At 47.3% G+C, this 23,982-nt stretch carries 16 protein-coding genes and 1 pseudogene; 9 read left to right on the top strand and 8 right to left on the bottom strand.

What is annotated here, in order from left to right; genetic code table 11:
- Positions 1 to 157 precede the first annotated feature (157 nt).
- From CI959_RS18140 to CI959_RS18130, 3 genes are read right to left on the bottom strand one after another with little or no spacing between them, the layout of a single operon-like run.
- On the bottom strand, positions 158 to 1,522 hold the full coding sequence (locus CI959_RS18140) for an efflux transporter outer membrane subunit (protein ID WP_057317691.1): 1,365 nt from the start codon (positions 1,520 to 1,522) through the stop codon (positions 158 to 160).
- Between the two features lie 28 nt (positions 1,523 to 1,550).
- Positions 1,551 to 4,754, bottom strand: a complete 3,204-nt coding sequence (locus CI959_RS18135) for an efflux RND transporter permease subunit (RefSeq protein WP_057317684.1) — start codon at positions 4,752 to 4,754, stop codon at positions 1,551 to 1,553.
- A 5-nt stretch (positions 4,755 to 4,759) separates the two neighbouring features.
- Positions 4,760 to 5,848 carry an efflux RND transporter periplasmic adaptor subunit gene (locus CI959_RS18130; RefSeq protein WP_230327275.1) on the bottom strand — a complete coding sequence of 363 codons (1,089 nt, stop codon included), beginning with the start codon at positions 5,846 to 5,848 and terminating at the stop codon, positions 4,760 to 4,762.
- Between the two features lie 171 nt (positions 5,849 to 6,019).
- Here CI959_RS18130 and CI959_RS18125 point away from each other — a divergent pair, with 171 nt between their 5' ends.
- Positions 6,020 to 6,853 carry a helix-turn-helix domain-containing protein gene (locus CI959_RS18125; RefSeq protein ID WP_005857181.1) on the top strand — a complete coding sequence of 278 codons (834 nt, stop codon included), beginning with the start codon at positions 6,020 to 6,022 and terminating at the stop codon, positions 6,851 to 6,853.
- A 51-nt stretch (positions 6,854 to 6,904) separates the two neighbouring features.
- On the opposite strand, the gene CI959_RS18120 is transcribed toward CI959_RS18125, so the two are convergent.
- The gene (locus tag CI959_RS18120) at positions 6,905 to 8,089 is read right to left on the bottom strand and encodes a dicarboxylate/amino acid:cation symporter (RefSeq protein WP_011966264.1); all 1,185 of its coding nucleotides are present in this window, start codon (positions 8,087 to 8,089) and stop codon (positions 6,905 to 6,907) included.
- 132 nt (positions 8,090 to 8,221) lie between these two features.
- On the opposite strand from CI959_RS18120, the gene CI959_RS18115 reads away from it, so the two are divergent.
- Together CI959_RS18115 and CI959_RS18110 are read left to right on the top strand one after the other, a co-directional pair.
- Positions 8,222 to 8,905: an SGNH/GDSL hydrolase family protein gene (locus tag CI959_RS18115; protein WP_005857175.1), complete on the top strand. Its 684-nt coding sequence runs from the start codon at positions 8,222 to 8,224 to the stop codon at positions 8,903 to 8,905.
- Positions 8,906 to 8,909: 4 nt separating this feature from the next.
- Positions 8,910 to 11,426: a DUF4965 domain-containing protein gene (locus tag CI959_RS18110; protein ID WP_057317682.1), complete on the top strand. Its 2,517-nt coding sequence runs from the start codon at positions 8,910 to 8,912 to the stop codon at positions 11,424 to 11,426.
- Between the two features lie 41 nt (positions 11,427 to 11,467).
- Here the strand turns inward: CI959_RS18110 and CI959_RS18105 are convergent, their stop codons facing one another.
- Together CI959_RS18105 and CI959_RS18100 are read right to left on the bottom strand one after the other, a co-directional pair.
- Positions 11,468 to 12,355, bottom strand: a complete 888-nt coding sequence (locus CI959_RS18105; RefSeq protein WP_005857170.1) for an AraC family transcriptional regulator — start codon at positions 12,353 to 12,355, stop codon at positions 11,468 to 11,470.
- A 15-nt stretch (positions 12,356 to 12,370) separates the two neighbouring features.
- Entirely contained in the window at positions 12,371 to 13,288 is a 918-nt protein-coding gene (locus CI959_RS18100; RefSeq protein ID WP_005857168.1) for an AraC family transcriptional regulator, read from the bottom strand.
- A 233-nt stretch (positions 13,289 to 13,521) separates the two neighbouring features.
- On the opposite strand from CI959_RS18100, the gene CI959_RS18095 reads away from it, so the two are divergent.
- From CI959_RS18095 to CI959_RS18085, 3 genes are read left to right on the top strand one after another with little or no spacing between them, the layout of a single operon-like run.
- Positions 13,522 to 14,595: an alpha/beta hydrolase gene (locus CI959_RS18095; protein ID WP_036631579.1), complete on the top strand. Its 1,074-nt coding sequence runs from the start codon at positions 13,522 to 13,524 to the stop codon at positions 14,593 to 14,595.
- 8 nt (positions 14,596 to 14,603) lie between these two features.
- Complete coding sequence (locus tag CI959_RS18090) at positions 14,604 to 15,470, top strand: DUF3737 family protein (protein WP_011966268.1); 867 nt, start codon at positions 14,604 to 14,606, stop codon at positions 15,468 to 15,470.
- A gap of 5 nt (positions 15,471 to 15,475) precedes the next feature.
- Entirely contained in the window at positions 15,476 to 16,642 is a 1,167-nt protein-coding gene (locus CI959_RS18085) for a MalY/PatB family protein (protein WP_011966269.1), read from the top strand.
- Between the two features lie 90 nt (positions 16,643 to 16,732).
- Here the strand turns inward: CI959_RS18085 and CI959_RS18080 are convergent, their stop codons facing one another.
- The gene (locus CI959_RS18080) at positions 16,733 to 19,843 is read right to left on the bottom strand and encodes a glycoside hydrolase family 2 TIM barrel-domain containing protein (RefSeq protein WP_005857161.1); all 3,111 of its coding nucleotides are present in this window, start codon (positions 19,841 to 19,843) and stop codon (positions 16,733 to 16,735) included.
- Positions 19,844 to 19,855: 12 nt separating this feature from the next.
- On the bottom strand, positions 19,856 to 21,013 hold the full coding sequence (locus CI959_RS18075) for an MFS transporter (RefSeq protein ID WP_011966270.1): 1,158 nt from the start codon (positions 21,011 to 21,013) through the stop codon (positions 19,856 to 19,858).
- Between the two features lie 114 nt (positions 21,014 to 21,127).
- On the opposite strand from CI959_RS18075, the gene CI959_RS18070 reads away from it, so the two are divergent.
- From CI959_RS18070 to CI959_RS18060, 3 genes and pseudogenes are all read left to right on the top strand, one after another.
- Positions 21,128 to 21,532, top strand: a complete 405-nt coding sequence (locus CI959_RS18070) for an HsmA family protein (RefSeq protein ID WP_005857157.1) — start codon at positions 21,128 to 21,130, stop codon at positions 21,530 to 21,532.
- 55 nt (positions 21,533 to 21,587) lie between these two features.
- Positions 21,588 to 22,169: pseudogene (locus tag CI959_RS18065) on the top strand (cytochrome-c peroxidase); the annotation flags it as partial.
- A gap of 72 nt (positions 22,170 to 22,241) precedes the next feature.
- Positions 22,242 to 23,981: a ubiquinone-dependent pyruvate dehydrogenase gene (locus tag CI959_RS18060; RefSeq protein WP_011966271.1), complete on the top strand. Its 1,740-nt coding sequence runs from the start codon at positions 22,242 to 22,244 to the stop codon at positions 23,979 to 23,981.
- Position 23,982 lies beyond the last annotated feature (1 nt).

Raw genomic sequence — 23,982 nt, 5'->3', positions numbered from 1 at the left:
TTTGTTGTTTCTGGATTCTTTTATTTATATGACAAAGATAGTGGATGGATTGTTTACGGCATATACCATAAACCGGGTATTTTTTTACCTCCTTCTATGCGTCACGCACAAAAGGAGGTTACAATCATAATTATATACAAGTCTGAAAGGACTCTCTTTAATGTCTGCCTCCTCCTAAGGCTTGGTAGAGGTTTACGGTGGCTTGAAGCTCGTCAAAACGATCCGTTACTTGGGAGAGCTGGGCGCTGAGCAGGGTTTGCTGTGCCGTGAGCACTTCCAAATAAGTAGTGTTTCCATGCGTCATCAGCAATTGGGTGCTACGCACGGCATCTTCAAGCGATTCGATTTGGTGTGTACGCAAGTCGATCTTTCCCTTTGCGGTCTGGGCTTGGGTAAGTGCGTCGTTCACCTCTTTTCCGGCGTTGAGCACGGTTTGTTGGAAAGTGAGCTTGGCCTCCTCTTGCTGCGCTTTCGCTATTTTCAATTGGGCGATATTCGCTCCTTTGTTAAATAGCGGTTGCGTGAGGGAGCCGACCGCCGATAGTAATAGTTTACCCGGATTTACGATGTAACTGCCTGCGCTGTTTGTCCACCCTGCGCTGCCGCTAAGACGTAGCGAGGGATAAAAATTGGAGCGTGCGGAGGCTGTCCCGTAGAACGCTTGCGCCAATGCGTACTCGGCGCTACGTACATCCGGACGGTTCGATAGCAGCTGCACCGGGATGCCGATCGCCAGATCCGGGGTCAAGGACTGCTCTTCCAATCTTCCTCGCTCAATATCCTGAGGTGTCTCTCCCAATAAGACGGCAAGCGTATTCTCGGTCTCCCGGATGGTCTGTTCCAGATCCTTAACAGAGGTCTCGATGGAGTAGCAAGTAGCCTCGGTTTGCGATACGGCCGCCTCGGTAGTCATGCCGGCTGCCATTAACGCTTGGGTGGCACGAAGGCTCTCTTGCCATCTCACGGCGGTTTCCGTCGTGATCTCGTATTGCCGATCCAGCATCAATAGGGTATAATATAAATTGGCGATGTTGGCGATCAGTTGTGTTTGTACGGCTTGGCTATACGCTTGGCTTTGCGACAAGGCGGCTTTTGCTTGTCGTTTGGCGTTTGTCAGCCGGCCGAAGATATCGATCTCCCAACTGGCCGATACCGGGACGTTGTATGTCCACGACGCTTTTGCCTTATTGAAACTACTTGTCGTGCCCTGTGGATCTAGGGAGAGCGACGGGAGGTAGGAGAGGCGGGAGGTCATTAACGCCGCCTCGGCTTCTTGTACCTTTAGATGGGCGATCCGCAGATCTGTATTATTGGCTAATCCCCGTTCGATCAAGGATTGCAAGGCCGGATCGGTGAACAGGTCCCGCCAACTGATATTCCCGATGGAGAAGGTATCTGCCGGGGTTATCTCCTCCCGGTATAGATTCTCCGGGAGGGTGGCGACAGGCTCGTATTTCTTGTAAATGCCGCAGCTATTCAACGCTAGCGTCGCTACGGCAAAGAGTATGATGTTATTCTTCATATACATTATATATATACAACTGGATAGATTATTTCTTGCTATCTAAATATTCTTTTCTTTCTTCGGCGGCCTCTTTTACCTCTTCTTGCACCTGCCAATCAAGGGAACGCTCGAATTGGATCGGGCGTAGTTTCTCTTGCAGGTATTGGAACGTGATGAATAAGCAAGGCACGATAAATAACAAAGCCAATGTACCGATCAACATACCGCCAACGGCACCGGTTCCCAACGAGCGGTTTCCATTAGCGCCTACGCCGTTGGAAACGATCAATGGCAGCAAACCGAATATCATCGTAAGAGCGGTCATCAAGATCGGGCGCAGACGAACCTTCGCCGCGCTAAGAGCGGCCGAGGTCAGGCTCATGCCGGACAAGCGGCGCTGGGTAGCGTACTCCGTCAATAAGATGGCGGTCTTCGCCAACAACCCGATCAACATGATCAGACCGGTTTGCAGATAAATGTTATTCTCCAATCCCATGAACTTAGCGAACAAGAAACTACCCATCAAACCCATCGGTACGGAAAGAATCACGGCGAAAGGAACAAGAAAACTCTCGTACAAGGCACTTAGGATCAAATAAATCATCAAGATACAGATACTGGAGATGATAATGGTCGTATTACTCTGCTGGTTCTCCTCACGGGTGATACTACCGAAGTCGTAGCCATACCCTTTCGGGAGCGAAGTGACCGCTGTCTCTTTTACCGCTTTGATAGCATCCCCGGAGCTATATCCATTGGCCGGTACGGCATTGACGGCGATCGAATTATACATATTGAAACGGGCTAAAGATTCGGCACCGTATACCTTGGTCAAGGTGATAAACTGACTAAGCGGTGCCATCTCGCCGTTCGACATGCGTACGAACGTATTATTCAAGGAGGTCTCATCCAGACGATATTTAGGATCGGACTGTATCATCACCTTATACACCTTCGAGAAGCGGTTGATATTCGACACATATTGCCCTCCGTAATAACCGGAAAGGGTTGATAGAACAGCATCCGGAGTGATTCCGGCCCGCTTGCATTTCGCCGCGTCCACATCCACGCGCCATTGCGGGTACTTGATATCGAAGGTAGAGTAAGCCGTAGCGATCTCGGGCCGTTCACGCAAGGCTGCGAGATATTGCTGGGTCGTGTTAAAGAAGGTCGTTAAGTCTCCACCGGCCTTGTCTTGCGTATGCATTTCCAATGCGTTACCCATACCATATCCGGGGATCATGGCGGGGGCGATGGCGAAAATCGTAGCGTCCTTGATATCTGCTGTACGGCCATATACCTGTCCGATCACGGCTTGTACGTTATCTTCCTTGTCCGGGCGCTCATCCCAATGTTTTAGTTTCAAGATGAACATACCGAAAGAGCTACCTTGTCCGGCCAGCAAACCATAACCGGAAACCTTGGAATAAGATTGAAGCTGTGGAATCTGGTTGATCCGTTGCTCGATATTCGTCATGATCTTGTTAGTCGTAGCCAAGGAGCTTCCGGAGGCCGTACTTACGTTGACAAAGACCGTACCTTGATCCTCATCGGGCACCAAGCTGGATTTTGTCGTGTTCATCAAGACGATAAGTAATACGATGGAGCATGCCAACAGCGACCAAGCCAGCCATTTCCGCTTGATAAAGAACAACACCCCGTGCTTATATTTCTTGATGACCGAATCGAATGCGGCGTTGAACGCCTTACGGAAACGTGCGGCGAAGTTATTCTTTTGGGTGCCGTCCTCGTTGATGTAAGGCTTCAATAAGATAGCGCAAAGCGCCGGGCTTAACGTTAACGCGTTAACGGTAGAGATACCTACGGCCGCCGCCATCGTCAAGCCGAACTGCGTATAGAACGTACCGGATGTACCGCTCATGAAGGATACCGGAATAAACACGCCCATAAATACCAATGAAGTAGAGACGATGGCGGATGTCAATCCTTTCATCGCGTCCATACTAGCCATATAAGAGGACTTATATCCAACGTCGAACCGAGCTTGGACTGCCTCTACAACAACGATCGCATCATCCACCACCGTACCGATCACCAATACCAAAGCGAATAAAGTGATCAAGTTGATGCTAAATCCGGCGACCGTCATAAAGGCGAACGTACCGATCAAGGAAACTACGATCGCTACCAACGGAATCAGCGTAGAACGGATATCCTGCAAGAAGACATATACCACAAGGATAACGAGGATAATGGCCTCTATCAAGGTTTTTACAACCTCATGGATCGAGGCGTACAAGAAATCATTCGTACTCATCAATTTTACGACCTCGATACCTTTCGGGAAGTCTTTCGAGGCTTCCTCAAGAAAAGCGTCGATCTTATTATTCACCTCCGTGGCATTCGATCCGGCTGTCTGGAAAACCATACAGGAGATACCCGGCTTACCGTTTGTTTGTCCGATATAGGCATAACTCTCCTTTCCTAACTCAATGTCTGCTATCTCTTTTAGCTTCAATACCTCTCCATCCTCGGTGGAGCGGATCACGATATCGCCGAATTCCTCCGGAGTAAGCAGGCGTCCGCTATATTTCATGGTGTACTGATACGTCTCGTCCGAGTTCTCGCCTAAAGAACCCGTGGCGGACTCAATATTTTGCTCGGCCAACACGGAGGTCACGTCCGAGGGGATCAATTTGTATTGGGCCATAACGTCGGGCTTCATCCAGATACGCATACTGTAATCGCCACCCATAACCATCAACTCGCCGACTCCGGAGATACGGAGTATCTCTGGTTTTAGGTTGATGCTGATGTAATTACTGAGGAAGTTCTCGTCATAAGAACCGTCCGGGCTATAGAGCGAGAAGATCTGTAACATACTGGTCTGGCGCTTGGAAGTCGTGACACCCACTTGGGTAACCTCGGCCGGCAATTGCCCGGTCGCTTTCGATACACGGTTCTGTACGTTTACGGCGGCCATGTCCGGATCGGTTCCTTGTTGGAAATAGATCGTGATCGTGGCGGTACCGGAGTTGGTAGCCGTGGAGGTCATGTAGGTCATATCTTCCACGCCGTTGATCGCCTCTTCCAAAGGGGCTACGACACTCTTCTGCATGGTCTCGGCATTCGCCCCGAAGTAAGTCGTACTGACCATAACGGTAGGAGGGGCGATATCCGGATATTGTTCTACGGGCAAGGTGAAAAGCCCGATGATACCCGCAACCATAATCGTGATGGAAATTACGGCGGACAGTACGGGGCGTTCTATAAATGTGCTAACTTTCATTGTTCTTAATTTTGTTTTACTTCAATCGGTGTTCCTTCACGCAATAAACCTACGCCTTCGGCTACGATCACGTCGCCGCTATTCAATCCGGCGTTTACGATATACTCTTGTCCTCCGTTCACACGGGTCACTTCTACGGGGGCGGATTGCGTCTTGCCGTCCACTACCTTGAAGACAAATACCCGGTCTTGGATCTCGAACGTGGCGGCTTGGGGAATTACGACGCAGTTATCGTATGTAACCGGAATGATCACATTCCCGGAGCCCCCGCTATTCAATAATTGCTCCTCGTTCGGGAATGCGGCACGCAAGCTGACTGTTCCGGTGTTTTGATCGATAATGCCGCTGATCGTCTCGATCTTTCCCGTTTGGGGATAAAGCGATTTATCGTTCAGTTGAAGCTCTATCTCGGGCATATTCTCCAAGGCTTTGTCTTTCGAGCCGTATTGACGGGTCAAGGCCAATAGCTGATTCTCGGTCATGGAGAAATACACATACATCTCGGAATTGTCCGATACCGTGGTGAGCGGTTTGGGCAGGTTTGCGCTTACTAATGCGCCTACACGATAAGGCAGGGTTCCGATGACGCCGTTCGAGGGGCTTTTCACTTCCGTGTAAGAAAGGTTGTTACGGGCGTTTATCTCTTGTGCCTCCGCTTGGGCTAATTGGGCTTTTGCCGAGAGTAGAGTGTTGTAGGCGGTCTTTAGGTCGAACTCGGAAACTACTTTGTTTTTATACAATTCTTGTTTACTGTCGTAGGTCAGTTGCGCTGTCGCTACAGATGCCTTAGCGGCCTCTACGTTCGCAATGGCGGTGTTTAAGGCCGCTTGATAAGGAACTTGATCAATAATAAATAAGACTTGTCCTTTTTTTACACTCTCGCCTTCCGTTACGCAGAGCTTTGTAATAAAGCCGGATACTTGCGGATAAATATCGATGTCCTGTTTTCCTCGTATACTCGCCGAGTAATTATTGGATAAAGTTTTCTCCGAAGTGAATACGGTCATTGTCGTATACCCTGAACTTTGTTGGATTACAGGGCTTTGTTTACACCCAATAGCTACGATACACCATAAGGCGATCGCAGTCTTCATCAATCGATTTTGCTTTTTCATCTTAACTAATACCTATATTTTCGGATGCAAAGCTACTCGCTTATCGGCGAACCATTGTTTCCACAATGAGGCGATGATTGTTCATTTTGAGATGGAATGATCCGTTATATGCTAATGATCTCTTATATTCGCGGGCAAAATAGTAGACATATGAATCCATTTGAGATAGAGAGAGGAGAGTCGTTCATAATAGGCGATTCCGATTTGAGGGAGTTATTGGATCGTCCTTACAAGAGCGGATATGGCATGATCTTATTTTGCTATAAAGGAACGGCGAATATATCCGTCGATTTGAGCCGATGGGATATCCGGCGCAACACGGTGATCGTATTGATACCGGATACGATCCTGACGTTGAATGCGAGTAGCGAGGATTTCAAGGTACAATATATATCCTTTTCGAAGGTCTTGTTCGACGAGGCCGTATTCCGGCTGGATCCGCCCTTTTTCCGCTTCATAAAGGATAGCCCTTGCTATACGCATCCCGCCGATCAGGAGGAGACCATAAATGTGATCATCCGGCTGTTTTGGCTGATTTACATGGATCGGAATAACGTGTACCGTGATATGATCGTGAAAAACCAGTTGCAATGCTTCTTCCTTAATATGTATGATAAGACAAGGTACTCCTTTTCGAGCCGCCAGCAAAATGGGTGCAACCGTGGGGAGGAGTTGTTCCATAAGTTCATCAATTGCATCCATGCCCATTATCTCGACCAGAAAGAGGTCTCTTTCTATGCGAACGAGCTTTGTATCTCTCCCCGTTATCTCTCCACTATCACCCGGCAAGTGGCGGGCGAGTCGGCGAAGACCATTATAGACCGGCATATCATATTGGAGACAAAGGTGTTGTTGCGTACCACGGAAATGACCGTGCAGGAGATAACGAACCACTTGAACTTTCCCAGCCAATCCTATCTGGGACGGTATTTCAAGAAGCATACGGGGGAGTCACCCATAGAGTATCGAATGAAAAGGAAGTGATACCACTTACTGCAAGGCGGGTTGCAGTAAAATAGCCATGAGGTTTTGTCCTTATAAAGCTGTGGAAGCTTTTCCCGTTTGCCCTTGATCGAACGTATCCGTGATTAAGGTAAGAGCACCATCTCCCGTCACGTTGCAAGCCGTACCGAAGCTATCTTGCAAAGCGAATATCGTAAGCAATAATGCCGTTCCCGCCTCGTCGAAACCTAGGATAGCGATGATCAGGCCCAATGAGGCGAGCACCGTACCGCCCGGTACGCCGGGAGCGCCGATCGCGAAGAAACCAAGCAAGATGATAAATACGAACATCGTCGTGAAGTCCGGCATGCTGCCATATAATATTAGCGAGACAGTCAATACGAAAAACACTTCCGTCAAGATAGAGCCGCATAGATGGATGTTCGCAAACAGGGGGACAGTCACGTCAATTACTTCCTCTCGCAAGATCTTGCTTTTCTTGGCGCAGGTCAAGGCCGTGCCCAAGGTGGCGGCGGATGACATGGTGCCTAAGGCTGTCAAATAAGCGGGTCCGTAGTATTTCAATACGCCCCAGCTATTTTTCCGGGAGTAGATCGATGCGACTACATACAGTAAGGTCAACCAGATGTAATGGCAAATGATGACAATCAACAGGACGGATAAAAAGATAGGCAACTGCTTTGTAATCGCCCCCTCATAACTAAGGACACAGAAATTTGCGGCGATGAAAAGCGGCAGGACCGGCATCAAGACCCGTTCTACCAATTTAAGTACCATGTTCTGGAATACTTCCAGCAACCTCTCCATCTCCTCGGATTTAACCCATGCGGTAGAAAGTCCCAGCATCACGGCCAATACCAATGCCGACATAACGCTCATCACTGGCGGAATCTCTAGATTAAACAACATGGGAGGGATGTCTTTTAGACCTTCCGAGGCGGTTTGAATATGCAAATGCGGTATTAATTCATAACCCACAACGGCGCCAAAGGTAGCGGCGCCAACCGATGACAGGTATGCGATACTAAAAGCGAATAATAAGACTTTGGATGCGTTGCTTTTCAAGCGGGCGATAGAAGGCGCCACGAATCCTAGAATGATCAACGGAACCAAGAAGAAAATAATCTGTCCCGTAATTTGTTTTACGATCATGACCGCTTTTAACACAGACTCGTTTACGGCAAGCCCAACCAGAAGTCCGATCAAGACGGCCAGTATCAACCGTACGATCGTGTTGGAAAGAATCTTTTTCAGCATATTCGGATGTTTTTATTTTTCAATGACAGCAAATATAAGATATTTTCTTGTGTGAATGGGTGAGTGGACAATTTTGATTACTTTTGTTTGATGAAAACAAGATCGTTGGTTTGTATTTTATAATCAAGTAATATGAAAAACATGAAACAAGCTTTACTGGTAGCGGGTTGTTTATTGGCTACCACTACGTTATTTGCCCAGACCGAGAAAGGGGACTGGGCTCAGTTTGGTCGTTATGCGGAGGCTAACAAGACCGTGAAAGTTCCTTCGAACGTGGTATTTATGGGGAACTCCATTACAGACGGATGGTGGCCGGCGGATTCGACTTTCTTTATCCGGAATAACTTCGTAGACCGTGGGATCAGCGGACAGACAACCTCGGAGATGCTAGTTCGTTTTCGCCAAGACGTTATTAACTTGAAACCGAAAGCCGTGGTGATCTTGGCGGGAATCAATGATATCGCTCACAATAACGGTGTGATCGCCTTGGAAAACGTGTTTGGGAACTTGGTCTCTATGGCAGAATTGGCGAAGGCAAATCATATCAAGGTGATTTTCTGCTCCGTATTGCCGGCTTATGATTTTCCTTGGAGACCGGGTATGCAACCGGCCGATAAGGTTATCCAGCTCAATAAATGGATCAAGGAGTATGCGGATAAGAATGGTTTGACATACGTGGATTATCATTCCGCCATGAAAGATGAGCGAAACGGATTGCCCGCTAACCTGTCGAAAGATGGTGTGCATCCTACCTTGGAAGGCTATAAGATCATGGAGAAGATCGTGCTGGAGGCCATTCATAAAACCGTGAAGTAAGCAGATGAGAAACTATTTATTGGCTTTATCTTGTTGTATGGCTTTATCTTGTTGTACGCAAGTGAAAGTTTCCGAGGTATATACGGCGGCGGCAGAGAACTCTTTACGTGCTCCGGCCGTTCCTTTGGTCACGATCGACCCCTATACAAGCGCATGGTCGTTTGCCGATCAATTGAATGATGAGTCGGTACGGCATTGGACCGGCCGTGATTATCCGCTTCTAGGCGGTATACGAGTAGATGGTAAGTCATACCGTTTCATGGGAATGGACGATATACAGGTGACCTCGGTGATCGGTATGGCCTCGGATGGCTTATGGGAGGCCGATTATACGATGTCTCAGCCTGCCGGCGATTGGTTCGCCGAGGCTTATGATCCGAAAAGTTGGAAGCGGGGAAAAGCCGCTTTCGGAACGGAAGATAATCCGAATCGTTCCACGCCTTGGTCTACAGGAGATATCTGGGTACGTCGTACGTTTGACTGGCCTTCGGATGAGCAAAAGGATGCCCTCTACCTCCAATATTCGCATGATGATAATATCGAGGTGTATCTAAATGGAAAGCAAATCGCCGTGGCAGGGAACGGTCTGGACTATGATTTGCTGAAAGAGATACCGGAAGCGGTGGCGGAGAGCTTGAAGCCTACGGGTAACGTGTTGGCCGCTCATTGCCGGAACAATGGGGGAGGCGCTTATGTGGATATGGGAATCATGCGGAAGGTGAAACGAGGAGATACGTTCGATGAGAAAGCGATCCAGAAATCCATGAACGTGATGCCTACGCAAACATTCTATACCTTTGAGTGCGGTGGCGTGAGTCTGGACTTGATTTTCACGGCTCCTTTCTTGCTGAATGATCTGGAGGCTATGACTTCTCCGTTTAATTATATAACCTATCAAGTCCGTTCCATCGACGGTAAAGATCACGACGTGCAACTATACCTGGAAGCCACGCCGCAATGGGCCGTGAATACGATCGATCAAGAGGTGACTTTCGAGAAAACGGAAACCCCTGATTTAATTTACCTGAAGACAGGAACAATCGATCAAGAGGTTCTGGCGAAAACCGGGGATGATGTACGGATTGACTGGGGATATTTCTATTTGGCTATCCCCAAGAAACCGGGAGTCTCCGCAACGATCGACGAGTATTATGCTACGAAGAAAGCTTTCATGACTACTGGTAATTTACCGGCTGGATCGCAAAGTCTCTCTTCGGATATGCGTGAGCAAATGACAGTCCTCGCTTATACGGACCCGATCGGCAAGGTCTCCAAGGAAACCGTCTCCGGACATTTGATGATCGGTTACGATGATTTATATTCGATCCAGTATTTCCAAGACAACCGGATGCCTTATTGGAAGCACGACGGAAAGGTGGATATTCATCAGGCGTTCGAAAAAGGGGAGGCTTCTTACGAGGATCTGATGCGGCGTTGCGGTTCCTTCGATTCTTCTTTGATGAGCGAGACGAGTGCCGTAGGAGGGAAGAAATACGCCGAGCTATGCGCTATCGCATATCGGCAGGCGATCGCCGCCCATAAGTTGGTGACTGATAAGGAAGGGACTCTCTTATTCCTTTCGAAAGAAAATTTCAGTAACGGTTCTATCGGAACAGTGGATATTACGTATCCTTCCGCCCCCTTATTCTTAGTATACAACACGGATTTATTGAAGGGAATGATGAATCCCATTTTCTATTATAGCGAGAGCGGACAATGGAAGAAACCTTTTCCGGCTCACGATGTGGGTACCTATCCGGTTGCGAACGGTCAAACCTATGGTGGCGATATGCCCGTGGAAGAAAGTGGTAATATGCTTGTGCTAGCGACCGCTATAGCAATAGTGGATGGCAATGCTGATTATGCCGCCCAACATTGGGAGGTCTTGACTACATGGGCGAATTACTTGTTGAAGGAAGGCCTTGATCCGAAGAACCAACTTTGTACGGATGATTTTGCCGGACATTTCGCCCATAACACGAACTTGTCCATCAAGGCAATTATGGGAGTTGCCGGCTACGGAAAATTGGCGGAGATGTTAGGTAAGGCCGATATCGCTAGACAATATACGGAAGTCGCCCGTGAGATGGCCGCTAAGTGGGTGAAGATGGCGAACGATGGTGATCATTACCGCCTGACTTTCGATAAGCCGGGCACTTGGAGCCAAAAATATAATCTGGTCTGGGATCGCTTGCTGGGCTTGAATATCTTCCCAAAAGAGGTTGCCGCTACGGAAATGGCTTATTACAAGACAAAACAAAATAAATATGGTTTGCCGTTGGATAACCGGGAGGATTATACGAAGTCCGACTGGATTTTATGGTCCGCTTGTTTGACCGGATCGATGGAGGATTTCAATGCGCTGATGGTTCCGGTCTGGAACTACGCCAACGAGACGACTTCACGTGTTCCTCTAAGCGATTGGCATTTTACTTCCGATGGTACGCAACGAGGTTTTCAAGCCCGTTCGGTTGTCGGGGGATATTTTATGAAGATGCTGGAAAAGAAGCTAGGAAAATAATGTCATTCTAAGAAACGGAAGGAGGTCATTCCTTCCGTTTCTTAGTTTTGCGCATATGGATATTCACAGGGAGCGATACCTGTGATCTTCTTAAATATAAGGCTGAAATACTGTACGTTCGGATAACCTAATTGTCGTGCTACCAAAGCGGGAGTATTACCGTTTTTCAGTAGCATTGTCTTAGCCACGCTCAATCGTTTGAACTGAAAATATTCCTCCAGTGTTTTGCCGGTCTCGAATCTTAACAGGTCGTTGAAGTAAGCGACAGAAAGGTCCAGTTCTGCCGTACAATATTCGGCGGTGGGTAGCTGGCCGTTCTCTAATTTACCGGAAATGATATACTCGTCGAGGAGCCTTTCCAATTTCTCCAAGATAGCCTTGTTCTTATTTTCCCGGGTAATGAACTGTCGCTCATAATAGCGTGTACAATAATCCAATAATAATTCAATGTGGCGGGATAGAATGGTACCACTGTGCGTATCGATGGCATGGTGAAGCTCGTCCTCGATGTTTTCCAGACAACACGTAACTTTGGCTGTCTCACGTTGAGAGAGATGCAGAGCCTCTTCTTTGTGATAAGCGAAGAAGGTATAGTTCTTAATAGGGTTGTCCAATGACGTGTGGAACAATAGGTCGGGATGGAACGCTAAAAGGTACCCTTTGTTGGGTAGCGTATTATTCTCGCTCATGCGGAAAATCTCACCGGGTGTAAGAAACACCATCGTAGCGTTGGAATAATCGTAATACTTACGTCCGCAACAATAGCAACCGTCCGGGCAGTCTTCTATCAAGAGGATCGCGTAGAACTCGAACTTTACGGCCTCTTGCTCTAGGTTCGGGCTCTCTAGATTGATGAGGCTTACTTGTGGGTGCAGCGTCTTGCATCCCAAGCACCGGTTACATTCATATACAGTCTTAATATCTAACATCTTCTTGAACGCCTTCTATAGATTCGTTGATAGACCGATCTGCGCACGGTATTCACTTGGCGTGTACCCTACCCGTTTCTTGAATAGCCGACAGAAGTGCTGCGGATATTGGAAACCGAGGGAATATGCGATTTGGCTGACTGTGTCCGCCGTGCCGGAGATACGTTCTTTGGCTAGCTCGATTACTTTCTCTTGGATGTATTCCTGCGGTGATTTGCCGGTTTCCTTCTTGAACATGTCACCGAAATAGTTCGATGAGAGGCAAAGCTTGTCGGCAAAGTATTTCACCGTAGGCAATCCGTCCTGTTCGGCGAGTGTACTTTCGAAATACTCATCCAACAGGTTTTCGAAACGTGTCAGCACATCCCGGTTTGTCTTGCCTCGGGTGATGAACTGCCTTTCATAAAAACGCATACAATAATTAAGCAGCAGTTCGATATGGTTTACAAGTAAGGTTTTACTATGTTTATCCACGCCATGTTCCAGTTCCATACGGATGATCTTCAGGCAATCCATCACGATAGATCTTTCTTCTTCCGAGAGATGCAACGCCTCGTTTACCTCGTAAGAAAAGAACGTATATTTCTTTATATTCTTTCCGAGTGACGTTCCACGCAGTAAATCGGGATGGAAAAGAATACCATGTGCGTTTACTTGGACTTTATCGGTTGTCGGATTTGTTTCCGCAGTTTGTCCGGGGGCGAAGCAAACGATCGTGCCTTCTTGGTAATCGTATGTCTGGCGTCCGTATTTGATATCGCAGGCTTTCTCTAGTTTTAGATACAGTGCGTAGATGCCGTAATTGAAGCGGATGAGATCTACACTACTCGTCGCTTTATTCAAATCTATGACACTGACAAGCGGATTTAGGGTTTCGAGGCCGTATAGTTTGTTATATAGGTCTACACTATCTAAGTTAAGTATCTTATCCATAAGCCGTACGTATTTAATCAATAATTCTGTATGCAAAAATAGAGGATAATTCATATATAGTTATAACCCTAATTACGGATTATATAACCATTGTTACGGATTATGTGTATTTACAGGCTTTCTGGCTGATTCCACAAAACCTGTAATTGAGGTCATGACACCCGTAATTTGTCTACAAAGGGATGCTATTTGAGCCTCTATCTTTGCCTTCGTAAAAATAAACAAGGAACGACATGAAGAAGTCATTAAGAGAATTATGTACGGCAATAGCCATATGCTTTTGCGCTACGGGAAATCTGTTCGCTACAGACAATCAAATTAATACCGATCATACAATGGACAAGAATTTGAATCTAATTAAGGAGTGGGATAAAGTATTCCCACAGAGTGACAAGGTGAGCCATAGTAAAGTTACTTTTCGTAATCGCTATGGCATTACGCTTGCCGCCGATATGTACAAACCCAAGCATGCGGATGGAAAATTGCCTGCTATCGCTATTAGCGGTCCGTTCGGTGCCGTGAAGGAACAATCCTCGGGTTTATATGCCCAGAAATTGGCAGAACGTGGATTTCTGACGATCGCTTTCGATCCGTCATATACAGGCGAGAGTGGCGGAGAGCCTCGTTATGTAGCTTCTCCCGACATCAATACGGAAGATTTCTGTGCGGCCGTCGATTTCCTTTCGACACGTGATGATGTGGATGCGGAACATATCGGTATCCTCGGTATCTGCGGATGGGGAGGCATGGCTCTTAATGCGGCGGCTATCGATACTCGTATCAAAGCGACCGTAACCTCTACGATGTACGATATGAGCCGTGTGAACGCTAATGGTTACTTCGATGCGATGGATGCCGACGCACGTTATGAATTGCGCAAGCAACTCAATGAACAGCGTACCGCTGACACAAAGAACGGCTCATACGCCCTTGCGGGAGGTTTGCCCGATACGTTACCCGACGATGCGCCCCAATTCTTGAAAGACTACTACGCTTATTACAAGACGAAGCGTGGTTACCACAAGCGTTCGCTCAACTCGAATGGCGGATGGAACAAGACCTCGGCTTTATCGTTCATCAATATGCCTATACTCTCGTATAGTGACGAGATTCGTAGCGCCGTATTGATTATTCATGGAGAGAAAGCGCATTCACGTTACTTCAGCGAGGATGCTTTCAAGAAACTGAAAGGTGACAATAAGGAATTGCTAATTATACCCGGAGCGAATCATGTCGATTTATACGATCAGATGAGTGTCATTCCCTTCGATAAGATTGAACGGTTCTTTGTAGAAAACTTTAAATAAGATTCATTATGCAACAGATAAAGGATATGGAATTTAGTGGTGAGCGTCCTTTGTTCGCCTCTCACGATTTACAATTAGACAATGTCGTTATTCATGCCGGGGAGTCGGCATTGAAAGAGTGTAGCAATATCATAGCCATAGGCTGTCGTTTTGAGGGTAAATATCCGTTCTGGCACGTGGATGGCTTCACCATCAAGAATAGCCTGTTTACCGAAGGTGGACGTGCTGCGTTATGGTACTCCCAAAATCTAGTGATGACGGATACACGGGTGGAAGCCCCAAAGATGTTTCGGGAGATGGACGGTATCAGACTGGAAAACGTACAACTACCCAATGCTCAAGAAACCCTTTGGCATTGCCGGAACGTGGAATTGATAAATGTGCAAATAGATCATGCTGATTATTTATTTATGCACGGCGAGAACATTAAAATCCGGAACTACGCTCAAAATGGAAACTACTCGTTCCAGTATTGTAAGAACGTGGAAATCCGTAATGCGGTCATCAACTCGAAAGACGCTTTCTGGGATACGGAGAATGTTACCGTATACGATTCCGAGATTAACGGCGAGTACTTGGGATGGCACTCGAAGAACCTGCGTTTGGTAAATTGCAAAATCTCGGGTACACAGCCGCTTTGTTACGCCCACGATCTTATGATGGAGAACTGTACGATGGCAGATGATTGCGATCTAGCCTTTGAATACAGTTCCGTGCAGGCGACTATCAATAGCCCGATCCGTAGCGTGAAGAATCCCCGTACGGGAAGCATCACCGCCGGAAGCTATGGTGAGGTAATCCTCGACGAGAACATTAAGGCTCCGGGTAATTGCCAACTGAGGCTATGGAATGAACGTACTTGCTTTTCCGCATAAAGAATATGAGATATAACTTCGATGAAATAGTGCCTCGTACCGGTACGAACTCCTATAAATGGGATAGCGCTGTGGATACGGATGTTCTACCGATGTGGGTGGCCGATATGGATTTCCGTACGGCACCCGTTATTATCGAAACCTTACGGCAACGTGTAGAACATGGTATTTTCGGTTATACTCGAGTACCGGATGCATATTACGAAGCGGTGACAGGCTGGTTTGAACGTCGGCATGGATGGCAAATACGAAAAGAATGGATGATTTGTACCTCCGGAGTTGTTCCGGCAATTTCTGCCGTTATCAAGGCGCTAACCGAGCCGGGTGATAAAGTACTGGTGCAGACTCCGGTTTATAACTGTTTTTTCTCGTCCATCCGCAATAACAGATGTGAGATTATCCGCACCCCTTTGTCTTATGCCCATGATACATTCACGATTGATTATGAGGATTTGGAGAAAAAAGCCGCTGATCCGAAGGTAAAGGTCATGCTGTTGTGTAATCCTCATAATCCCGCTGGAAGGGTATGGACACGTGAGGAACTAAGTCGTATCGGCAAGATCTGTATCCGTAATGGCCTAATAGTCGTATCAGATGAGATACATTGCGAACTCGTATTTCCGGGATATACTTTTACACCGTTTGCATCTATCTCAGAAGAATTCCTACGGCATTCCGTGACATGCCTGTCGCCTAGCAAGGCTTTCAATATCGCTGGATTACAAATCGCCAATATCGTGTGTTACGATGAGAACCTACGTCGGAAGATAGACCGGGCAATCAATATCAACGAGGTATGCGATGTGAATCCTTTTGGTGTAATAGCTACCATAGCGGCCTATAATGAGGGAGAGGAATGGCTGTCGCAACTGATCGATTATTTATGGCAGAATTACTTATACATGAAAGATTTTTGCGGGAAATATCTGCCGGACTTTCCGATAACCTTGTTGGAAGGCACTTATCTTGTATGGATGGATTGCCGTAAGTTAGGTAAATCATCGGAAGAATTGGAGCACTTGCTGATCGAGAAAGCGAAGCTATGGCTCAATGCCGGAACGATGTATGGAGCAGAAGGCGAAGGCTTCATGCGTTGGAATATCGCTTGTCCACGTTCCTCGCTGATAAAGGGGGTGGAGCTGTTCAGGGATTTTGTAGGCTGTGCCTGTTAAAGAATAGTGATGATAGAAAACGTGAGAAGGGGAAAACATCTATTGCTTTCCCCTTCTTTCATATATCTCTCACTAGATAAAAGATTCGTTTTACTCGATCTCGATGCTATGTTTTACCGGAGTAAGAATGAACGTGAACTCATAGTCGCCGTAAGGAATCTGGTATTCCGGGAGTGCGATAGTTCCCCAGCTATTTACACAGCCTAATCCCATCTGTACCTTATCGAGACAAAGGTTTGTCAAGTCGGCTTCCTCTACTTCTGGAGAGTGTCTTTGATCCTTTCGGGCACCGTCGTCCAAAGACTCTATCGTATAATGCAAAGCGGAAGCGGAGAATGGGGCAGAGGCTACGACCTCGATACCGTTGCCAGCCTCGTTCAGCATTTTCCACCAGCGGATATCCGATTTCGTTCCATTCTCTTGCGGACGGATATACGAATAGAATTGCTCGTCTACGGTCTGGCGGTAAATAGCCAAGTCCGCGTTACCCTTGCGGTCGATATAATTCTCCACGGGACCACGGCCGTAGTATTCGATATTCTCGAAATATCTCGGCATCGGCATTTGCATACCGAAGCGGAACATGGGGGATACCTTGGCATTCTTGTCTGCTGTCATTTTCTGGGTAACCTTGATCGCACCCTTGTTATTGATCACGTACGTCAAGTTCAACTTGGCGGATACGGTCGGCATATCGTAAACGGCCTCTACGATCACTTGCTTGTTCTCCATCCGTTGGTTAAGAGAAGTCAGCTTCATTTCCGGATTCTTCCATGCGGCGTACTTCTTCTGTAGGCCAGCTCCGAAATCATTGTCTGTCGGCGCACGCCAGAAGTTAGGAGTCAAAGCCTCTCCTTCCTTGATCATGTCTTGGCCGTTTACCTCGTATTTGATCAGGTAACCATTCTCACGGTTGAATTCGGTACGGAAACCACAACCTTCCACGATCAGGTAATTGGCGTCGTTATCTTGTACGGCTGGAGCCTTGGTTTCGATATTGGTTGTTTCCACGTTTTTCAAATCCATAGATGGAGCCTTGTACGGGTTCAACGTCAGCTGATCCTTGGCCACGGTATGTCCGGCGGGTAATAAGCCCTCACGGTTCTTCAGTTTATAAGATACATTCAGCAACCATTCCGTGCATTGGCAAGTCTCGCCTAGATCCAATCGGATCGTTGATGTTTGTTGGGGAGCTACTTTCAGGTCATCGACACGTCCGCTACGAACAACCTTGCCACCTTTCAGCATTTCCCATTCCAGATAATAAGCGGAAAGGTCACGGAAGAAATTCTCGTTGTACACCTTGATCTCACCTTTCGACAGATCGCCGGGGGTTGTCCAGATATCTTGGTAATAATACCCCACCTCGTACATATGCGGGTTCGGAACACGATCCGGGCTGATCAAGCCGTTATCGCAGAAGTTATTATCGCTAGCGTCGAACTTATTGAAATCGCCGCCATAAGCATAGATCATTTTCCCGTTCTTGCCGGTCCAGCGCACGGATTGATCCACGAAGTCCCAGATGAAGCCCCCTTGATATTTCGGGTATTTACGGATCAAATCCCAATATTCCTTGAAACCTCCTTGAGAGTTACCCATGGCATGAGCGTATTCACATTGTATCAAAGGCTTTTGCATGGAGTTATCCTCGCTGTATTTAGCGCAATCCTCGTAGTTGTAATACATCGGGCAGAAGATATCGGTCTTTCCGTTCTTTCCGGCCTGTTCGTATTGTACGGCACGGCTGGGGTCTTCGTTCTTGATCCAGTCGTAAGCGGCCTCGAAGTTAGGACCGTATCCAGCCTCGTTACCCAAGGACCAGAAGATGATACTCGGATGGTTGAAGCCACGTTGGACGTTACGTTGGTTACGTTCCAGATGCGCTTTCTTATAAGATGGGTTCTTGGCTAACGTCTCCTCGCCGTATCCCATTCCGTGAGACTCTATATTGGCTTCGGCTACGACATAGATACCGTATTTATCGCAAAGATCGTACCAGAAGTTGTCATCGGGATAGTGGCAGGTACGAACGGCGTTCAAATTGAATTTCTTCATGATCTGTATGTCCTGTATCATGCGTTCGCGTGAAACGACATAACCGCCATCGGGATCCATCTCGTGACGGTCGGCACCCTTGAAAAGAACCGGTTGCCCGTTCACGAGTATCTGGGCGTTCTTTAATTCGATCTTACGGAAACCTACTTTTACGGGGATTACCTCGATTGTTTTGCCTCCCTCTTTTAAAGTAGCCCGTAAAGTATATAGATAGGGAGTCTCCGCAGTCCATTTGTGGGGAGAGGAGACTTCTATCGTCGTGCTGACCTTTCCGGAAGCGTTCAAGGATTGGGTAGTGACAGCTTTATTCTGGGCATCCAATAGTTCAAGCTCTACTGTACCTTTACCCTTCATGGTCAGGTTGACTGCCAACGAGCCATTTTGGTATTGAGCGTCCAGATCCGGAGTCACACGTATATCGGCGATCTGTTGCTTTGGGTTACGGGCGTATAAATAACAATCACGTCCGACACCGCTGTAACGGAAGAAATCTTGGTCTTCCAGATAAGTGCCATCACACCAGCGGAATACTTGGAAAGCAATCAGGTTTTTTTGTCCGGGTTTCAAGTAAGGAGTTAAGTTAAACTCCGCTTCCAGCTTGCTGTCTTCGCTATAGCCTACGTACTTCCCGTTTACCCACAAATACATATTGGAGGTAACGGAACCGAAATGGGCGATGATCTCTTTTCCGTTCCAGCTGGCAGGAACCATGATCTCACGACGGTAGGAACCCACATGGTTATTAACGGTAGGGACCTCGGGCGGGTTGTTCTTGAATTGCTCACGCCAAGCGTAACCAACGTTTACGTAGAGAGGATCTCCATATCCGTTCAGTTCCCATACACCGGGCACAGGCATATTGTTCCATCCTTTGTCGTTGTAATCGGTCCGCCAGAAATCGGTAGGACGAGCGTCAGCGTTCTTTACCCAAAAGAATTTCCAAGGACCGTTCAAGGTCATGAAGTTCTGGGATTGTTCCTTGGCGTCCTTCGCTGCCACCTCGGCGGTCTCGTAGGCGAAGAAATTGGCGTGCATCGGGGCACGGTTTACGGCGTTGACCTCGGGGTCTCGCCACTCATTCGACTGGGCTACCGCTGTGAAAGCCAAAGCGGCAAACAGTCCGGTCATAAGTTGTCTTTTCATGCTATTATATTTTTAATCTGCTTTACGGAATTGCAAAACTAAGAATAAAATTCCGGGTATGGCAATAATTCCGGCGGAAACTAACAGGGCGACACGTAAAGAATAGAAATCATTTAGCCAACCTATAAATGGGGCGATGGCAGCGAATATCAAGCGGATCACAAAGTTACGGATCGACAAGACCGTAGCCCGCATCTCCGAGAAGGTCATTTGATTAATGTAACCTTTCAAAATCGGTGTGGCGAAGCCCCGGACTATATAGAAAATGAACAAGATCGCTAATCCCCAATAAGTAAGGTTATAAGCGAGCGATATATATCCACCTACGATTATAAGTAGTATAAACGTGTTTGATTTACGCATCCCGAAATACCGCTCTACCTGATCAGAATAGAGGGCGGACAATCCCACAGTCAGATTGAGCACGGTCCAAATGACACCGTAATAGGAGGTCGGGGTTTCCAACTTCATCAATACGGGCTGCACGAACCATGCCATCGTTAATGTAGCGGCTCCGATGATACCGGAGAACATGATGTTATAGCATAGCTTACGGTTCGTGACCAAGGAATATTTCAAGATGCGGAGAATCTCGGAAACCGGGTTCTGCACCTTGCTCTTAGTATTGAATTCCTGCAAGGCGAACGCCGCTGGAATGCCGATAAAGGCGACAAACGCTTGGGCGTAAAACGGCAATCGCAAGGAATAGGCGGCCAGCAATCCACCGAATATCCCGGCGATGGCCTCGGCGAAATTACCGATCATCGTGATACGTCCCTCATACCGCAAATAAAGTTCTTCTTTTTTATATCGTACGGTTGTATCGTAGAGCAGCGCCGAATCCGCTCCGTTTACCAAGGTTTGCCCGGTTCCCAACAAAATCTCGGCGAAGAGAAATGCCGTGAAAGTGGAGGTGAAAGAATAACATAGGTACCCTCCAAAGAAAAGTATACAACCTAGAATCAAGCATTTCTTACGCCCCCATACGTCCGCCAGATAGCCCGAGGGAATCTCCAAAGTGACAGCGGCGACCGAGTAGACACTCTTCAAAATAAACACGTCTTGTAGTCCTAAACCATGATCCTCGTAGAATAGGACAATGATAGGCATTACGAGCGAGAACCATTTGGAAAACTTGATCAGATAGAGAGCGAGTATATTTTGTTTCATATTTTTCAACGGGATTGCCCTGTCGTTTTTATTTAGACACGCGAATGTATGAATTCTTTGCCAATAGCCTGAACTTTTTTAGGAAGCTTCTGTTCTTTTTGAAAAAGGAAAAATATGGTATTCAATCAACTTGATATTCATTTACTGATTACGGCCATTTGTGTCATATCATCCGCCTTGATATGCTATACGATCGGGGTCTGGGGCGAGCGTTTCCAAGGACAGTTAAAAGCGTGGCATCTTTGGTTTTTTGTATTAGGACTTTATGCGGACGCTATTGGAACGGGCTTGATGGAGCATATCGCCCAACTGACCCATTTACATGATACGGTACATACCGTAACGGGAATTATCGCTATTTGCTTGATGCTGATCCATGCGATCTGGGCGATTTGGACTTACTTTAAAGGTTCGTTAAAAGCCAAACAGCATTTCAACAGATTTAGCATTGTTGTGTGGTTCATCTGGTTAATTCCTTATTGCATCGGTATCTACATGGGGATGTCTCTCCATAAATAGAGGCCATCGCTCATATATCTTGAGAAATAAATCGTACATTTGGTGATATGTTTACTATATAAACGAGGTGATCGCCCTCTACGAGCGTTCCGCCGAGATGAATCCATTCTCCTCGAAGTTCGATGCTTGGCAAGCCGGCAAATGTCAATTAACAGAAGAGGAGAAACTAGGCTATGAGCTTTTCAAGGAAAAAGGGCTATGTGCCGAGTGCCATATCTTGGATCCCGACGAACGGGCCGGGAAGGTGCTATTCACCGATCATACCTATGATAATCTGGGGATTCCCTCAAATCCGGGCAATCCATTCTTTAAGGTTTCGGCTCCCTATAATACGTGTGGTAAGGATACGATGGATCTTGGCTTGGGCTCACGACTGCGTGATCCGGAAGAATACGGGAAGTTCCGTGTGCCTACGCTCCGCAATATCGCTCTGACAGCTCCATATGGCCATAATGGATATTTCAAGACCTTGGAGGAGATCGTACATTTTTATAACGTAAGGGATGTAGAGGATTTCCCCCCGGCGGAATATCCCGAGACCGTAAATAAGGATGAACTGGGGAACTTAGGTTTATCTCAGGAAGAGGAGACTGCGATTGTCGCTTTTTTACGAACATTGACGGATTGCATCAAATAAAAATCAGTCTTTCCAAAAACTTTCTCCAGCCCTTGATAGTTTTCTTATAAAATAAAAAGAAGAGTTTAAACTATGGCGAAGAAAGTTGCGGACCAGTTAGTGGATACGCTGGAAAAAGCAGGCGTACGACGTATATACGCCGTGACAGGCGATAGCCTGAATGAGGTGAACGAGGCTGTTCGGAAAAACGGCAGATTGCGGTGGATTCATGTCCGTCATGAGGAAACGGGGGCTTATGCCGCTGCGGCGGAGGCCCAGTTGACAGGCGAGTTGGCTTGTTGCGCAGGTAGTAGTGGCCCCGGGCATGTACATTTAATTAATGGGCTGTATGATGCCCAACGATCCGGAGCACGGGTCTTGGCGATCGCTTCCACGATCCCTTCCCGGGAGTTTGGTACGGAATATTTCCAAGAGACAAATACGATCAAATTATTCGATGATTGTAGCTATTATAACCAAGTAGCCACTACGCCGGAACAATTTCCCCGGATGCTTCAAGGCGCTATGCAAGCGGCGATCTCATCACGTGGGGTCGGGGTGATCGGACTTCCCGGTGACTTGGCGGCAGAGAATGCTACAGCGGGTTTGTCCTCTACCTTTTCTTTTCCTACGCGACAACGGGTTTGTCCCGCCGAACAGGAAATCCGGGAATTAGCGGATTTGTTGAATAACGCGAAGAAAGTGACACTTTATTGTGGAATAGGTGCGAAAGATGCCCATCCGGAATTGGTGCAGTTGGCTAAATTACTGAATGCTCCGGTAGCCTATTCTTTCAAGGGTAAGATGGAGATCCAATACGATAATCCGAACGAGGTGGGGATGACCGGTCTATTGGGCATGCCTTCCGGCTATTATAGTATGCATGAGGCAGAGGTGTTGGTGTTGTTGGGAACCGATTTTCCATACGAGGCATTCATGCCAGAGAGCAACACGATCGTACAGGTGGATATCAATCCGAATCGTCTGGGGCGTCGTGCCAAGATACAAATGGGGCTTTGTGGCGATGTGAAGGATACTTTGGATGAGTTGATTCCGTTGATTCACCAGAAAGAAGATAATAGTTTCTTGCGGGAACAGTTGGCTAAATATGAGAAAGTTCGGGAAAATCTCCGTTCTGCCGCCACTGTCCGGGGGAAAGAAGAGAAGATACAGCCAGAGTACGTGATCTCGGTCGTAGACGAGCTTAGCTCGGACGACGCCATATTTACCGTGGATACGGGTATGACTTGTGTATGGGGTGCCCGCTATTTGCAAGCTACGGGTATGCGGAAGATGTTGGGATCATTCAATCATGGCTCGATGGCGAACGCCATGCCGCAAGCGATAGGGGCGGCATTGGCTTATCCCGGCAGGCAAGTCGTGGCGTTGTGTGGTGATGGAGGTATCTCAATGTTGTTGGGCGACCTTGCTACGATCGTGCAATACCATTTGCCGATTAAATTAATCGTATTTAATAACCGTTCCCTAGGAATGGTAAAACTTGAGATGGAGGTGGCCGGACTGCCGGATTGGCAGACCACGATGCTGAACCCGGATTTCGCCCGGGTCGCCCTTTCAATGGGAATGGCGGGCTACAACGTGATCAACCCCGACGATGTATTCCCCACTTTGCAGAAAGTGTTTAACGCTGACGGACCGGCCTTGGTTAACATCATGACCGATCCGAACGCATTAGCGATGCCTCCCAAGATTGAGTTCTCCCAAATGCTTGGTTTTGCCCAGACCATGTATAAGTTAATGATGGAGGGGCGAAGCAAGGAGGTCTTGGATACCATCGATACGAATCTAAAACATTGGAAAGAGGTGTTTTAAA

It is taken from the genome of Parabacteroides sp. AT13 (genome assembly GCF_002272965.1).
GTDB lineage: Bacteria > Bacteroidota > Bacteroidia > Bacteroidales > Tannerellaceae > Parabacteroides > Parabacteroides distasonis.
Note: the sequence above shows the minus strand (reverse complement) of the source record. Positions and strands in the feature narration are given on the sequence as shown.